General features: G+C 72.1%; 13 protein-coding genes. 5 read left to right on the forward strand and 8 right to left on the reverse strand.

What is annotated here, in order from left to right; translation table 11 throughout:
• The first annotated feature begins 67 nt into the window (after nucleotides 1-67).
• Both ACJ9NR_RS21665 and ACJ9NR_RS21670 read left to right on the forward strand, forming a co-directional pair.
• Nucleotides 68-943: an NUDIX hydrolase gene (locus ACJ9NR_RS21665; RefSeq protein WP_412493664.1), complete on the forward strand. Its 876-nt coding sequence runs from the start codon at nucleotides 68-70 to the stop codon at nucleotides 941-943.
• Between the two features lie 2 nt (nucleotides 944-945).
• On the forward strand, nucleotides 946-1776 hold the full coding sequence (locus ACJ9NR_RS21670; protein ID WP_412493663.1) for an MBL fold metallo-hydrolase: 831 nt from the start codon (nucleotides 946-948) through the stop codon (nucleotides 1774-1776).
• Nucleotides 1777-1778: 2 nt separating this feature from the next.
• On the opposite strand, the gene ACJ9NR_RS21675 is transcribed toward ACJ9NR_RS21670, so the two are convergent.
• Both ACJ9NR_RS21675 and ACJ9NR_RS21680 read right to left on the reverse strand, forming a co-directional pair.
• Complete coding sequence (locus tag ACJ9NR_RS21675; protein ID WP_412493662.1) at nucleotides 1779-2618, reverse strand: nucleotidyltransferase domain-containing protein; 840 nt, start codon at nucleotides 2616-2618, stop codon at nucleotides 1779-1781.
• A gap of 177 nt (nucleotides 2619-2795) precedes the next feature.
• Complete coding sequence (locus ACJ9NR_RS21680) at nucleotides 2796-3470, reverse strand: Crp/Fnr family transcriptional regulator (protein ID WP_115906767.1); 675 nt, start codon at nucleotides 3468-3470, stop codon at nucleotides 2796-2798.
• 336 nt (nucleotides 3471-3806) lie between these two features.
• Between ACJ9NR_RS21680 and nth the strand changes: the two genes are divergently transcribed.
• The 3 genes from nth (at nucleotide 3807) to ACJ9NR_RS21695 (ending at nucleotide 7069) form a co-directional block, all read left to right on the forward strand.
• Nucleotides 3807-4871, forward strand: a complete 1065-nt coding sequence (gene nth / locus ACJ9NR_RS21685) for an endonuclease III (RefSeq protein WP_412493661.1) — start codon at nucleotides 3807-3809, stop codon at nucleotides 4869-4871.
• Nucleotides 4872-5055: 184 nt separating this feature from the next.
• Nucleotides 5056-5751, forward strand: a complete 696-nt coding sequence (locus tag ACJ9NR_RS21690) for an NUDIX hydrolase (RefSeq protein WP_412493660.1) — start codon at nucleotides 5056-5058, stop codon at nucleotides 5749-5751.
• 118 nt (nucleotides 5752-5869) lie between these two features.
• Entirely contained in the window at nucleotides 5870-7069 is a 1200-nt protein-coding gene (locus ACJ9NR_RS21695; RefSeq protein WP_412493659.1) for a MarP family serine protease, read from the forward strand.
• Between the two features lie 77 nt (nucleotides 7070-7146).
• Here ACJ9NR_RS21695 and ACJ9NR_RS21700 read toward each other — a convergent pair whose 3' ends face one another.
• From ACJ9NR_RS21700 to ACJ9NR_RS21725, 6 genes are all read right to left on the reverse strand, one after another.
• Nucleotides 7147-7329 (reverse strand): hypothetical protein, encoded by a 183-nt coding sequence (locus ACJ9NR_RS21700; protein WP_412493658.1) that lies wholly within the window; start codon nucleotides 7327-7329, stop codon nucleotides 7147-7149.
• A 127-nt stretch (nucleotides 7330-7456) separates the two neighbouring features.
• Nucleotides 7457-8410 carry an alpha/beta fold hydrolase gene (locus tag ACJ9NR_RS21705; RefSeq protein ID WP_412493657.1) on the reverse strand — a complete coding sequence of 318 codons (954 nt, stop codon included), beginning with the start codon at nucleotides 8408-8410 and terminating at the stop codon, nucleotides 7457-7459.
• Nucleotides 8407-8922 carry a phage holin family protein gene (locus ACJ9NR_RS21710; RefSeq protein ID WP_412493656.1) on the reverse strand — a complete coding sequence of 172 codons (516 nt, stop codon included), beginning with the start codon at nucleotides 8920-8922 and terminating at the stop codon, nucleotides 8407-8409. The genes ACJ9NR_RS21705 and ACJ9NR_RS21710 overlap by 4 nt, the downstream gene beginning before the upstream one ends.
• Before the next feature lie 60 nt (nucleotides 8923-8982).
• Nucleotides 8983-10419 carry a Na+/H+ antiporter NhaA gene (nhaA, locus tag ACJ9NR_RS21715; protein WP_412493655.1) on the reverse strand — a complete coding sequence of 479 codons (1437 nt, stop codon included), beginning with the start codon at nucleotides 10417-10419 and terminating at the stop codon, nucleotides 8983-8985.
• A 200-nt stretch (nucleotides 10420-10619) separates the two neighbouring features.
• The gene (gene acs / locus ACJ9NR_RS21720) at nucleotides 10620-12575 is read right to left on the reverse strand and encodes an acetate--CoA ligase (protein ID WP_412493654.1); all 1956 of its coding nucleotides are present in this window, start codon (nucleotides 12573-12575) and stop codon (nucleotides 10620-10622) included.
• A 225-nt stretch (nucleotides 12576-12800) separates the two neighbouring features.
• Nucleotides 12801-15227: a SulP family inorganic anion transporter gene (locus ACJ9NR_RS21725; protein WP_412493653.1), complete on the reverse strand. Its 2427-nt coding sequence runs from the start codon at nucleotides 15225-15227 to the stop codon at nucleotides 12801-12803.
• Nucleotides 15228-15425 lie beyond the last annotated feature (198 nt).

Consider the following 15425-nt stretch of genomic DNA (forward strand, 5'->3'; position numbering starts at 1 on the left):
CCGGGCACCGCCCTGACCTCGGGCGGGGGCTCTCGAACATTCGCGCGCCACGGGATAGCCTCCGCGCATGGCGAATGGGCAGTGGTTCCCGCAGGACTGGCCGGAACGCATCCGTGCGCTCGCGGACGGCACGCTGACTCCGGTCGTCCCCAAGCGCGCGGCGACCGTCATGCTCCTGAGGGACACCGACCGCGGCCCCGCCGTGCACATGCTCCGCAGACGCGCCTCCATGGCCTTCGCCGGGGGCGCGTACGCGTATCCGGGCGGCGGCGTCGACCCGCGCGACGACGAGCACCACGTCCGCTGGGCGGGCCCCGCGCGCGCGTGGTGGGCGAACCGGCTCGGCGTGGACGAGGCGGCCGCCCAGGCGATCGTCTGCGCGGCCGTACGCGAGACGTACGAGGAGGCGGGCGTCCTGCTGGCCGGGCCGTCCGCAGGCTCCGTGGTGGGGGACACCACGGGCGAGGACTGGGAGGCGGACCGCGCGGCCCTGGTCGCCCGCGACCTCTCCTTCGCCGAGTTCCTGGACCGCCGCGGCCTGGTGCTGCGCTCGGACCTCCTCGGGGCCTGGACCCGCTGGATCACGCCCGAGTTCGAGTCCCGGCGCTACGACACCTGGTTCTTCGTGGCCGTCCTCCCGCACGGCCAGCGCACCCGCAACGCCTCCACGGAGGCCGATCGCACGGTGTGGATCCGGCCCTCCGAGGCAGCCGGGGGCTACGACCGGGGCGAGCTGCTGATGATGCCGCCGACCGTCGCGACCCTGCGCCAGCTGCTCCCGTACGGCACGGCCGCCGAGGCGCTCGCCGCGGCGGCCGGCCGGGACATGACCGCCGTACTGGCGCGGGCCCGGCTGGAGGACGGCGAGATCGTGCTGTCCTGGCCGGGGCACGACGAGTTCACCAAGCACATCCCGACCGACGTGCCGACCGGGGGAGCCTGAGCATGACGGACGCCGTAGCCCTGCCCGGCCAGCCGCGGGGCGGGGTCCTCACCGGCCCCGCCACCTCCCGGGCCGTCAACGTCCTGGCGCCCAACGCCTCGGCGATGACCCTCGACGGCACCAACACCTGGATCCTCGCCGAGCCCGACTCCGACCTGGCGGTGGTGGTCGACCCCGGGCCGCTGGACGAGGGCCATCTGCGCAACGTCGTGGACACGGCCGAGCGGGCCGGCCGGCGCATCGCGCTCACCCTGCTGACCCACGGCCACCCCGACCACGCGGAGGGCGCCGCACGGTTCGCCGAGCTGACCGGAACGAACGTGCGCGCCCTGGACCCGGCCCTGAGGCTGGGCGAGGAGGGGCTGGCCGCCGGGGACGTGGTCACGGTCGGCGGCCTGGAACTGGGTGTCGTGCCGGCTCCGGGCCACACCTCGGACTCCCTCTGCTTCCATCTCCGGGCCGACCAGGCGGTCCTGACGGGCGACACGGTCCTGGGGCGCGGCACGACGGTCGTCGCGCATCCCGACGGCCGTCTGGGCGACTACCTGGACTCGCTACGACGGCTGCGGTCGCTCACCGTCGACGACGGCGTCCACACGGTGCTCCCCGGTCACGGCCCCGTCCTGGAGGACGCCCAGGGGGCCGTCGAGTTCTACCTCGCCCACCGCGCACACCGCCTCGCCCAGATCGAGACGGCCGTCGAGCACGGCTACCGCACCCCGCCCCAGGTCGTCGCGCACGTCTACGCCGACGTGGACCGCTCCCTGTGGCCGGCGGCGGAGCTGTCGGTGCGGGCGCAGCTGGACTACCTGGAGGAGCACGGGTTGATCTAGTTCTAGTGAAGGTCCAGGTCCAGGTCCAGGTCCTGGCCCTTCACGCCGTGCACGCGCGCGTACTCCCCGGCGAGCCACGGCCCCAGATCGTCGACGTACGAGCGCAGTACGGCGGCGTCGCCGGCCGGCTCCCGGCCTCGCGCGGCCGCGACGCGCATCTGCTCCGCCCGCCCGGGGTAGTACGCGCCGAACGCCTCGGCCATCTCCGTCAGATCGCTGGTCCAGCCGTTCCAGCGGGGCATGACGAGCGTGAAGCCGGTGCGCACGAGATGCCGGGACATGAACCGCACGAGCGGCCGCCGGGCCGCCTCGGTGTCCGCGGCCTCCGCGATCCGCCGCCGCCAGCGGGGCAGCAGCAGGGCGAGATCCCCGTTGGTCTCGCGGGCGAGCCGGGAGCCGGGCCGGTAGCGGGGCAGGTGCTCGGCGAGGTCCTCACCCAGCAGCGGGGTGCACAGACAGGCCACGAACCAGCCCATGTCGTACGTCTCGGCCGCGCTCAGCAGCCGCGCCCGGCCGTACAGCAGCGTGCCGACGCCGTCGATCTGCGGGAACTCCCTGTCGACGGCCTCCCCGAGCGCCCGGGCACCGGCCCGGTCGGCGTCCGTCGGCTCCTCCCGCAGGGCGACCAGCAGATCCAGGTCGCTGCGCCCCACGCGCGCGGTGCCGCGCGGAATCGAACCGTAGAGATAGGCACTGTGCAGCCGCGCCCCGAACGTCCCGAGCAAGCGGTCCCGCGCGGAGGCGACGACGGGCCGGAAGGCGCGGGGGACGCGGCCGAGGGAGCCTTCGCGCTCGATGCGGCCCTGGGGGTCGAGGCCCTTGCGGGTCACGCTTTCGGCCATGGGCTCACCTCGTCGGCCCGTCCGGCGTCCGGGGACGCGGCCGGCCGTTCAGGCGGGACGGGAGTCCCGGGAGTCCCGGGACTCCCGGGAGCCCGGGGGCCTCGCCCGAGCCGGGAGCGCCGGAGGCGTGCCTCCAGGACGTCCGGAACGGCCGGGACCGAGCGTCAGTGGGAAGCGTCAGCGGGAGCGCTTGGCGAGGCGCTCGACGTCCAGCAGGATCACCGCTCGCGCCTCCAGGCGGAGCCAGCCACGCTGGGCGAAGTCCGCCAGCGCCTTGTTGACCGTCTCGCGGGAGGCGCCGACCAGCTGGGCCAGCTCTTCCTGCGTCAGGTCGTGGACGACGTGGATGCCCTCCTCGGACTGCACGCCGAAGCGGCGTGAGAGGTCCAGCAGGGCGCGGGCGACACGGCCGGGGACATCGGAGAAGACCAGGTCGGACATCGCGTCGTTGGTCTTGCGCAGCCGGCGGGCGACGGCGCGCAGCAGGGCGCCGGCGACCTCGGGCCGGGCGCTCAGCCAGGGCTGGAGGTCGCCGTGGCCGAGACCGAGGAGCTTGACCTCGGTCAGCGCGGTGGCCGTGGCGGTCCGCGGGCCCGGGTCGAAGAGCGACAGCTCGCCGATCAGCTCGCTGGGGCCGACGACGGCGAGCATGTTCTCGCGGCCGTCGGGCGAGGTGCGGTGGAGCTTCACCTTGCCCTCGGTGACGACGTAGAGCCGGTCACCGGGGTCGCCCTCGTGGAAGAGCGAGTCACCGCGCGCGAGGGTCACCTCACTCATGGAGGCGCGAAGCTCCGCGGCCTGCTCGTCGTCGAGCGCCGCGAAGAGCGGGTTGCGCCGCAGAACGTCGTCCACGAGTACTCTCCTTGTCGACCTGCTCAGGGGATCTTGCTCCCCCTTGGTACCAGGGGACCGTGTTCCCCATTTTGCCGGACGGTCCAAACAGTGTGATCTGTCACAAGGATGCCGCACACCTGTCCCGGGGTAAGCGGCAGGGGTCCAATCGGGGGCCGATCCCCCGGGTCCGGGGCGGATGTCGGTGCCGGGCTTTAGGCTGGCCGGGTGTCCAAAACGCCGGTGAGAGCACAGGCCAAGGGGGCTGGGCGGGTGGTTGTACGTCGTGATTCCGCTGTGGGCGAACAGAACACCGGCGGCGGAGAAAAACCGGCAAAAGAGACGAAAAGCGCCCCGGTGAAGAAGGCCGCCGCGAAGAACACCACCGGGAAGCAACCCGCCGGGAAGAACCCCGCCGCGAACAAGTCCGCCGCGCAGAAGAGCGCTGCGAAGAAGAGTGCTGCGCAGAAGAGCGCTGCGAAGAAGTCCCCGGCGAAGAAGTCGGAGGCGGAAAAGACCGTGGCGAAAAAGGCGTCCTCCGCGGTGCGAAAGACGGCGGCGGTCAAGAAGGCCACCGTCGCGCCCAAGAAGGCGACGGCCGCGGTCGGGGACGTCCCTCCCGCGAAGGCGGTCGGCGGGCCGCCGAAGGAGGAGTCGCGCACCGCTCTGGTCCGCCGCGCCCGCCGGATCAACCGCGAACTCGCCGAGGTGTATCCGTACGCCCACCCGGAACTGGACTTCGACAGCCCCTTCCAGCTCGTGATCGCCACGGTCCTGTCGGCGCAGACCACCGACCTCCGGGTCAACCAGACGACGCCGGCTCTCTTCGCCAGGTACCCGACCCCCGAGGACCTGGCCGCGGCCAACCCCGAGGAGGTCGAGGAGATCCTCCGCCCGACCGGCTTCTTCCGGGCCAAGACCAAGTCCGTCATGGGGCTGTCGAAGGCGCTGGTGGAGCAGTTCGGCGGTGAGGTCCCCGGCCGGCTCGAGGACCTGGTCAAGCTGCCCGGGGTGGGCCGCAAGACCGCCTTCGTCGTGCTCGGCAACGCCTTCGGGCGGCCCGGCATCACCGTGGACACGCACTTCCAGCGGCTCGTGCGGCGCTGGCAGTGGACGGACCAGACCGACCCGGACAAGATCGAGGCCGCCGTCGGCGCGCTCTTCCCCAGGAGCGACTGGACGGACCTCTCGCACCACGTGATCTGGCACGGCCGCCGCATCTGCCACGCCCGCAAGCCCGCCTGCGGGGCCTGTCCCATCGCCCCGCTCTGCCCGGCTTTCGGCGAGGGCGAGACGGACCCGGAGAAGGCGAAGAAACTGCTCAAGTACGAGAAGGGCGGCTTCCCGGGCCAGCGCCTCAGGCCCCCGCAGTCGTATCTCGACGCGGGCGGGAAGCCGGCCCCGCCGCTGGGGGCCGGATGACGGGCGCCGCGACGCGCCCGGCCCCCGGACAGGGGCGTAGTGACGGGCCGGGTCCCCGGACAGGTGCGTGGTGACGCTCCGGGGCCCCGGAGAGGGGCATGGCGACGCGCCGGGCCGGGGCCCCGGGCGGCTCAGGAACGATCTCGGGGGCCCGGGACGTTGGACCCGGCAGGACGGGGGTGTGATGACGCGCGCGAGTGACACGCAGGGTGGGCCGGTGACGCTCAGCAAGGAGGGGCTGCCCGAGTGGCTGGACCCGGTGGTGCGGGTCGTGGAGACGGTGCAGCCGCTCCAGCTGAGCCGCTTCCTGCCGCCGGAGAACGGGGCGGGGCGGCAGTCCGCCGTACTGGTCCTCTTCGGCGAGGGCGAGCGCGGCCCCGAGCTGCTGCTGATGGAGCGGGCGAGCTCGCTCAGGTCGCACGCCGGCCAGCCCTCCTTCCCCGGAGGCGCCCTCGACCCCGAGGACGGCGACCCGAAGGCCGACGGGCCGCTCAGGGCCGCGCTGCGCGAGGCCGAGGAGGAGACCGGGCTGGATCCGGCCGGCGTCCAGCTCTTCGGGGTGCTGCCCAGGCTGTACATCCCGGTCAGCGGGTTCGTGGTGACCCCGGTGCTGGGCTGGTGGCGGGAGCCGACGCCGGTCGGGGTCGTCGACCCCAACGAGACGGCGCGGGTCTTCACGGTTCCCGTGGCGGATCTCACGCATCCCGACAACCGCGCGACCACCGTCCACCCCAGCGGCCACCGGGGTCCGGCATTCCTGGTCGAATCCGCCCTGGTGTGGGGCTTCACGGCCGGAATCATCGACAGAGTGCTGCACTACGCGGGCTGGGAACGCCCGTGGGACCGCGACAAGCAGGTCCCGCTCGACTGGCGGTCATGACAGGGTGTCTGCCGTGCTGTGTCTTCCCGGGGGCGCCGTATCGGATCGTCGCCGCGCGGCGGGCCGGCCCCCGGCCGACCCGAGGTGACCGCAGAGTGATGAGGCGAGGCTCGAACCGGTGAACGTGCTGGACATTCTGTTGCTGGTCGCCGCCGTGTGGTTCGCGATCGTGGGCTACCGGCAGGGCTTCGTCGTCGGCATCCTGTCGGTGATCGGCTTCCTGGGCGGCGGCCTCGTCGCCGTCTACACCCTCCCCGTCATCTGGGACGCGCTGACCGACAACGCCGAGGTGAGCACGACCGCCGCCGTCGTCGCGGTCGTGGTGGTCATCGTCTGCGCCTCGGTCGGCCAGGCCCTGACGACCCATCTGGGCAACAAGCTGCGCCGGTACATCACCTGGTCCCCGGCCCGCGCCCTGGACGCGACCGGCGGCGCCCTCGTCAACGTCGTCGCGATGCTCCTGGTGGCATGGCTGATCGGCTCCGCACTCGCGGGCACCACGCTGCCGACCCTCGGCAAGGAGGTGCGCGGCTCCAAGGTGCTCCTCGGCGTCTCCCGGGCCCTGCCCGACCAGGCGGACACCTGGTTCGCGGACTTCTCCTCGGTCCTCGCGCAGAACGGCTTCCCGCAGGTCTTCAGCCCGTTCGCGAACGAGCCGATCAACGACGTCCGGCCCCCCGACCCGGCGCTCGCCAACAGCCCCGTGGTGACGCGCGCGAAGCGCTCCATCGTCAAGGTCGTGGGCACCGCGCCCGGTTGCGGCAAGGTCCTGGAGGGCAGCGGCTTCGTCTTCGCCGACCGCCGTGTCATGACCAACGCCCACGTCGTCGGCGGCGTCGACGAGCCCACCGTCCAGATAGGCGGCGAGGGCAGGAAGTACGACGCGAAGGTCGTCCTCTACGACTGGCACCGCGACATCGCCGTGCTCGACGTGCCCGGCCTCAGGGCGCCGACCCTGAAGTTCACGTCCACGGACGCCAGGAGCGGCGACAGCGCGATCATCGCGGGCTTCCCGGAGAACGGCTCCTACGACGTCCGGTCCGCCCGCGTGCGTGGCCGCCTCCCGGCCAACGGCCCCGACATCTACCACCGGGGCACGGTCCGCCGGGACGTCTACTCGCTGTACACGACCGTCCGCCAGGGCAACTCCGGCGGCCCGCTGCTCACGCCCGAAGGCAATGTCTACGGCGTGGTCTTCGCGAAGTCCCTGGACGACGCCGACACCGGGTACGCGCTCACCGCGGACGAGATCCGGGAGGACATCACCAAGGGGCGTACGGCGAGCCAGCAGGTGGACAGCGACAACTGCGCCCTCTGAGCCCGCGCGGAAGCGGGGGCCCTCAGCCCGGTGGTGCCGTCACCCTCCGGTGGTGCCGTCACCCTCCGGTGGTGTCGTCAGCCTCGGGTGTGGCGCAGGCGTACGGAGACCCAGCGTGCCCGGCGGCGCAGGATGCGCGGGATGCCCACCCTGAGGTCGGTGCTCGTCATCTGCGGGGCGCCGCCCCGCTGGTGGGAGCTCAGGCCGCCGGCCGAGCGTCGGGTACGTGCCGCGTCACTGTAGTCGTGCGTCCAGCCCATACCCCGACGTCTGCCCCTGCCCCAAGGTCGATAACCGCTCCCACGGCCCCCAATTGGCCTATGCGCCAGGCAATTGGCTGTTCGCAGGACAGGTGTTCCGGTTCGGATACCGGGCGCGTCGAAACGGTCACCGATCGGGTTCGGGATCCTTCAGCCAATTGACCAGTTCTGTGGTGAAAGCGACCGGATCCTCCTCGTGCGGGAAGTGGCCCAGTCCGTCGAACAGCCGCCAGCGGTACGGCGCTTCGACGTACTCGCCGGACCCGGCGGCGCTCCGCGTGCGCATCACGGGGTCGAGCGAGCCGTGCACATGGAGCGTCGGCACCCGCAGCGGCCGCTTCATCCGCCGGTTGAACTGGATGCCGTCCGGGCGGGCCATCGAACGGACCATCCAGCGGTACGGCTCGATCGCGCAGTGGGCGGTGGACGGGACGCACATCGCGCGCCGGTACGTCTCCAGCGTCTTGTCGTCGGCCGGGTTCGGCCCGGACCACTCGCGGATCAGCTCGCCGACGAGCGCGCCGTCGTCCGCGGTCAGCTGCCGCTCCGGGATCCAGGGACGCTGGAACCCCCAGATGTAGGAGCCGGCGCGCGTCTGCCTGACGTCCGAGAGCATCGCCGACCGCCAGCGCCGGGGGTGCGGCATCGAGGCGACCGCGAGCCGCCGTACGAGCTTGGGGCGCATCACGGCCGCCGTCCAGGCCAGGTATCCGCCCAGGTCGTGGCCGACCAGGGCGGCGTCCGGCTCGCCCAGGGAACGGATCACGCCGGTGATGTCGAGCGCGAGGTTCGCGGGGTCGTAGCCGCGCGGGGTGCGGTCGCTGCCGCCGACGCCGCGCAGGTCCATGGCGACGGCCCGGAAGCCCTCGTCGGCGAGGGCGGCCAGCTGATGCCGCCAGGCCCACCAGAACTGCGGGAAGCCGTGCAGCAGCAGCACGAGCGGCCCGTCGCCGACCTCGGCGATGTGGAAGCGCGCGCCGTTGGCGGCGACGTCGCGATGTGTCAGCTTCGTCCCGTCGGGGAGGATGTCGGGCCGTACGACCGAGGCCGGCTGCGCCGAAGGAGTGGCGGGATCCGTCATGAGGATGAGCGTGCCACAGCCTCGATGGCCTCGGGGGCGCGCTCCTCCAGGGCGCGGGGCTCGGGACGGGGGTGCGGCTTGGCCTTCTGCAGGACGTTCGCCGTCTCCTTCATGGACGCGGCGACCTTCTGCGGGCCCTTGCCCTTCTTGGCCTTCTTCGCGAAGGCGACGCCGACCAGCGCGAGGACACCGGCGATGAGGACGTTGGCCGCGAAGGACAGCAGGAAGCACCAGCCGAGGTTCCAGCCGCCCTGGCCGTTGTGCCCGCCGGTCCAGGCGTGGATGCCGTACGCCAGCGCGAAGTTCAGCATGGGCAGCGAGAACACCAGGATGGCGCCGGCCACCGTGAACGCGCCGCCGCTCGTCGCGCCGCGCTTGACGTCCTGCTTGAGCTGCGCCTTGGCCAGCGCGATCTCGTCGTGCACGAGCGCCGACATCTCGGCCGTCGCCGAGGCGAACAGCTGACCGATGCTGCGTTCGGCGCCGACCGGGCTGCCGTCGGGTGCGCTCATCGCGGTCTCCCTCTTCTGCCGTACTGCCTGTGTGCGGTCCTTTTGTACCGCCCCGTCAGATCATGCCGGACGGTCGTTGTCCTCGCCTGCCCCGCCCGGTACTTCCGCAAGCGCGCGTCGCTCGGAAGCCTTCACTTCGGCGAGCCTGCGGTGCTCGGCGGCCTTGCTCTCGTGGATCGCCGCCATCCGCAGGTGGTACGCCGGATCGTCCTCCTCGTAGATGTCCGGGACGCCGTCGAGGTCGTCGTCGCGCTCCTCGGCCTCGCACAGCCTGCGGTACTTGGCGTTGCGTATCTTCAGCAGCACCGTCGCCAGAACCGCCGCGATCAGCGATCCGGTCAGGACGGCCGCCTTGATCTCGTCGGTCATCACGGTGTTCCCGTCGAAGGCGAGCTCGCCGATCAGCAGCGACACGGTGAAGCCGATGCCGGAGAGGGCCGCCACGGCGAACACGTCCGCCCAGGCGAGGTCCTCGCTCAGGGACGCCCTGGTGAAGCGGGCCGTGAGCCAGGTGCCGCCGAAGATCCCGAGCGCCTTGCCGACGACGAGCCCGAGGACCACGCCCAGCGTCTCCGGCTTGGTGAACACATCGCCCAGCGAGTGGTGGGAGACGGTGACACCCGCGCTGAAGAGCGCGAACAGGGGAACGGCGAGACCGGCCGACAGGGGTCGTACGAGATGCTCGACGTGCTCGCCGGGGGAGTGCTCCTCCCCCTCGTGGCGGTGGCAGCGCAGCATCAGGCCCATCGCGACGCCCGCGATGGTGGCGTGGACGCCGCTGTTGTACATCAGCCCCCAGATGACGAGGGCGAGCGGGACGTAGACGTACCAGCCGCGCACGCCCCTGCGCAGCAGCAGCCAGAACACGGCCAGGCCCGCGACGGCGCCGCCGAGCGCCGCGAGGTGGATGCTGCTGCTGAAGAAGACCGCGATGATCAGGATCGCGAAGAGGTCGTCGACGACGGCGAGGGTCAGCAGGAAGGCCCGCAGGGCGCTCGGCAGTGATGTGCCGATGACGGCGAGGACCGCCAGCGCGAAGGCGATGTCGGTGGCGGTGGGCACCGCCCAGCCCGCGAGCGAGCCGTGGCCGGTGAGGTTGGTGAGGGTGTAGACGAGTGCCGGTACGGCCATCCCGCACAGGGCCGCGACGACGGGCAGTACGGCCGCCTTGGGGTCGCGGAGATCACCGGCGACCAGTTCGCGTTTGAGCTCGATGCCGGCGACGAAGAAGAACACGGCGAGCAGCCCGTCGGCGGCCCAGTGTGCGACCGAGAGGTTCAGGCCGAGCGCCCCGGGGCCGAAGTGGAAGTGGCTGACGCTCTCGTAACCGCCGTGCAGGGCCGGTATGTTCGCCCAGATCAGCGCGGTGACGGCGGCGACGAGCAGCAGCACGCCGCCGACCGTCTCGGTGCGCAGCGCGTCCGCGACGAAGGTCCGCTCGGGCAGGGACAGACGCCCGAGAACCTTGCGGGCAGGGGTGGGGCGGGGCACGGCCACGGTGCGGACCTCCGGTCGGTGGGCAGGACGGGCTACTTGCCGACCAGACTTCCCGGCGCACCTTTGCTTAGTTTACCTAAGGTGCGGGCGGATGAATCCGGCGATCCCCACGTTAGGCGCGAAAAGGGCACCCGGCGCGTCTGCCGCCGGGTGCCCTTCCTCGCCGTGCGTGTTTTCCCGCCTCTACTCCCGCCGGGCGCTCAGTCCTCGCTCGGCGCCGAGGGGAGCTTGGCCTGGATGAGGTCCATGACCGTGGAGTCCGTCAGCGTCGTCACGTCGCCGAGCTGGCGGTTCTCGGCGACGTCGCGCAGCAGACGCCGCATGATCTTGCCGGAGCGGGTCTTGGGCAGCTCCGCGACCGGCAGGATCCGCTTGGGCTTGGCGATCGGGCCGAGGGTGGCGCCGACGTGGTCGCGCAGCTCGCCGACCAGGCTCTCGGTCTCGGCGGCCGTGCCGCGCAGGATCACGAAGGCGACGATGGCCTGCCCGGTGGTCTCGTCCGTGGCGCCGACGACGGCCGCCTCGGCGACCGACGGGTGCGACACGAGGGCCGACTCGACCTCGGTGGTGGAGATGTTGTGGCCGGAGACGAGCATGACGTCGTCGACGCGGCCCAGCAGCCAGATGTCGCCGTCGTCGTCCTTCTTGGCGCCGTCGCCCGCGAAGTACTTGCCCTCGAAGCGCGACCAGTAGGTGTCGATGAACCGCTGGTCGTCGCCCCAGATGGTGCGCAGCATCGACGGCCAGGGCTCGGTGAGCACCAGGTAACCGCCGCCGCCGTTGGGCACCTCGTTGGCCTCGTCGTCGACGACGGTCGCGGAGATGCCGGGCAGCGGGGTCTGCGCGGAGCCGGGCTTGGCCGCGGTGACGCCGGGCAGCGGCGAGATCATCATCGCGCCGGTCTCGGTCTGCCACCAGGTGTCGACGACCGGGGTGGTGCCGGCGCCGATGTTCTGGCGGTACCAGATCCAGGCCTCGGGGTTGATCGGCTCGCCGACGGAACCCAGGACACGGAGGCTGGAGAGGTCGAACTTCGCGGGGATGTCGTCGCCCCACTTCATGAACGTGCGGATCGCGGTCGGCGCCGTGTACAGGATCGTCACCCCGTACTTCTGCACGATCTCCCAGAAGCGGCCCTGGTGCGGGGTGTCCGGGGTGCCCTCGTACATGACCTGGGTGGCGCCGTTGGCCAGCGGCCCGTAGACGATGTACGAGTGCCCGGTGACCCAGCCGACGTCGGCCGTGCACCAGTACACGTCCGTCTCGGGCTTCAGGTCGAAGACGGCGTGGTGGGTGTACGCGGTCTGGGTGAGGTAGCCGCCGGAGGTGTGCAGGATGCCCTTCGGCTTCCCCGTCGTACCCGACGTGTACAGGATGAACAGCGGGTGCTCGGCGTCGAACGCCTCCGGGGTGTGCTCGGCCGGCTGCCGGTCGACCAGCTCGTGCCACCACACGTCCCGGCCCTCGTTCCAGGCGACCTCCTGGCCGGTGCGGCGGACCACGAGCACATGGCTGACGTTGTCCAGCCGCGCGACGGCGTCGTCGACGGCCGGCTTGAGCGCGGAGGGCTTGCCCCGGCGGTAGCCGCCGTCGGAGGTGATGACCACGCGCGCGTCGGCGTCCTGGATACGGGTGGCGAGCGCGTCGGCGGAGAAGCCGCCGAAGACCACCGAGTGAGCGGCGCCGATCCGGGCGCACGCCAGCATCGCGATCGCCGTCTCGGGGATCATCGGCATGTAGACGGCGACCCGGTCGCCCTTCTGCACGCCCAGCTCCAGCAGGGCGTTGGCGGCCTTGCCGACCTCGTCCTTGAGCTCGGCGTAGGTGATGGCGCGGCTGTCGCCGGGCTCGCCCTCGAAGTGGATGGCGACCCGGTCGCCGTGCCCCGCCTCGACATGGCGGTCGACGCAGTTGTACGCGACGTTGAGCTCGCCGTCGGCGAACCACTTGGCGAACGGCGGGTTCGACCAGTCCAGCGTCTGAGTGGGCTCCTTCGCCCAGGTCAGCCGACGTGCCTGCTCGGCCCAGAAGCCGAGCCTGTCAGCCTTGGCCTGTTCGTACGCGTCCGCGGTGACGTTGGCGTTCGCGGCCAGGTCGGCCGGCGGCGCGAAGCGTCGCTCCTCCTTCAAGAGGTTGGCCAGGCTTTCGTTGCTCACGACATCTCCCTTTCTCAGGGTGTCCGTTGTGTCCTGGGCCACAGCTCATCAGACCCGGGGGGCCGATGACAAGGGTCGACGGGAAATTGGTTTAGACCTTTCGGTGGTGCTGCGGCTCGCGGCGTCATCCGTACCCACGGACCCCGCAGAGACGGAGTTCAGCCTTTGTAACGCCTCTCACATCCCAGCCCGTCACCCCGGCTCTCCGGTGCGGCACGGAGACGATCACATCTTTCCCGGCCCTGGCGTGCCGGACAGCCCGGCCGCCGCCACATGGCCGAACACCTCGTCACCGTCCGCCCCCGCGAGCAGATAGGCCTGCGCCTCGCCCACCTGGAAGTACATCCCGTGCAGCTCCAGCGCGTGCTCCCGCAGGGCGCGGGCCACCGACTCATGCGCGCGCAGGTGCTCCAGCTGCTGCACCACGTTGGCCAGACAGAGCCGCTCGACCGCGTCGGCCGGGTCCCGGTCCGCGAGCCGGGCCGGGGGCCGGCCGCCGTCGGCCACGCGCTCCAGGCTCGGCAGCCCGTGCCGCAGCCACCGCCCGAGCGGGGTGGCGGCGCCGCCGGGTCCGGCGGTGAGCAGCGCCTGCATGGCTCCGCATCCGGAGTGCCCGCACACCGTGATGGACCGCACCTTGAGTACGTCCACCGCGTACTCGATCGCCGCCGCCACCGAGTCGTCGCCCTCCCCGCCCGGCAGCGGGACGAGATTGCCCACGTTGCGCACCACGAACAGGTCGCCGGGACCACTGGAGGTGATCATCGAGGTGACGACACGGGAGTCGGCGCAGGTGAGGAAGAGCTGGGACGGCTGCTGCCCCTCCCGGGCCAGACGGGCCAGCTCGTCCCGTACGCGTGGTGCGGTGTTGCGCTGGAACGCGCTGATGCCGCGCACCAGCTGGTGTCCGGGGCGACGGTCGCGATGGCTGTCCGGCCCGTCCGGCCCGTCGAGCGCGCCGGCGGCGTCGGCGGCGTCGGTGGAGGGTGCGGATCCGGGGCCCTCGCACCGGTGGTTGCGCCACGGCGTCCAGGGGCGGCAGCGGCAGTCCAGGGAGGAGCCGTCCCGCCGCTCCCCGGCCCCCGTACGAGGCGCGGTCCCGGTGCCGCGCGCACCGGTTCTGCGCCCCGTGACCTCGGCGGAGCCGCCCCGTGCGGTGTGGGTGTTCCGCCAGTCCTGCAGTGACTCGTACGCCGCGTGGTCCATGAACGACCCGTCCAGCTCCACGACGGCGTGCGCGCCCTGGGGCACGAGGTGCAGGACCCGGCTGAGCCGCGGCACCGCGAGGAAGGTGAGCTGGCCCCGGACCCTGACGTGGTGGACCGCCTCCCTCTCCTCGTGCGTGATACGGGTGCGGGCGAGGCGGCGCAGGGCGACGGCGACGGCCACGGCGATCCCCAGGGCCACCCCCTGCAGGACACCGAGGCACACGACGCCGAGGGTGGTGACGGCGTACACCGGCACCTCGCGGTGGCGGGTCACCGTGCGGATGTGGTGCAGAGACACCATCTGGATGCCGACGGCCATCACCAGGGCGGCGAGTGCGGCGAGCGGGACCCGCTCCAGCAGCGGGACCATCAGCAGTGCGGCGATCACTACGAGAACGCCGTGCAGCATGGTCGAGTGCCGGCTCACGGCACCCGCTTTGACATTCGACGAACTGCGCACGGCCACGCCGGCCACGGGCAGCCCGCCGAGTGAGCCGGAGACGATGTTGGCGGCGCCCTGCCCGAGCAGTTCGCGGTTCAGGTCGGCGCGGCGAATCCGGGTGGCCGGGCCGGGCCGCGCGGCCACCAGCTTGTCCACGGCGACCGCCCCGAGCAGCGACTGCACGCTGCACACGAGAGTGGTGCTGAGCACGGCGGCGGCCAGGCCCAGCACCGGGCCCTCGGGGAGCCCGGCCAGGGCGTGGCTGCTCCAGGACGGCAGGTCGACCCTGGGCAGGCTCAGCCCGGCGAGCGCGGCGGCCACGGTGGCGCCGGCCACGGAGACGAGCGCGCCGGGGATCCTGCGCAGCGCGCGCCCCGCCCGGCCGGGGATCCGCGGCCAGAGCAGCAGCAGCGTGAGGGTCAGCGCGCTGACGGCCACGGCGGCGGGGTGCACGTCCGCCAACTGGGCGGGCAGTGCCCGGAGGTTGGCGAGCACCGAGCTCTGCGGAGTCCCGCCGAGGACGATGTGTGCCTGGGCGACGGCGATCGTCACGCCGATGCCGGCGAGCATGCCGTGCACGATGGCGGGGCTGACGGCGAGCGCCGAGCGCGCCACGCGCAGGCAGCCCAGGCCGAGCTGGGCGAGGCCGGCGAGGACCGTGATGGCGCAGGTCGTGCGCCAGCCGTACTGGTGGATGAGGTCCGCGGTGACCACCGTGAGCCCCGCGGCGGGTCCGCTGACCTGCAGCGGACAGCCGCCGATCGACCCGGCGACGAGCCCGCCGACCGCCGCGGCGACCAGGCCTGCCTGGAGCGGCGCCCCGGTGGCGAGGGCGATGCCCAGGGACAGGGGGAGGGCGATCAGGAAGACGGCGATCGAGGCCGACAGGTCGGCTCCGGCGATGCGGGGGCGGCGGTGCGGGCCCGGCGGTGGGCTGTGGGGCTGGTGGAGGCGCTCGGTCCGGGCCGGATCGGTGGGCTGGGTCGGGGCACAGGCTGACATGGTTCCCGTCCTCCTCGGGTCACGGCGGTGTCCGTAAACACTCAGTAAATAGATCGTAATTCAGAGTAAAGGGCGGGCATAGATTTTCCTGGCAAATGGGGTATTGCTTCATTCCAATGAGTGAAGCGGTTATTTCATCGGCTTGTCGTACTAATTCCTTCTCGGCCTCGTGCGACCTTGGCGGCGCTGTCGGGCCTG

The organism is Streptomyces sediminimaris, assembly GCF_047049295.1.
Lineage (GTDB): Bacteria > Actinomycetota > Actinomycetes > Streptomycetales > Streptomycetaceae > Streptomyces > Streptomyces sediminimaris.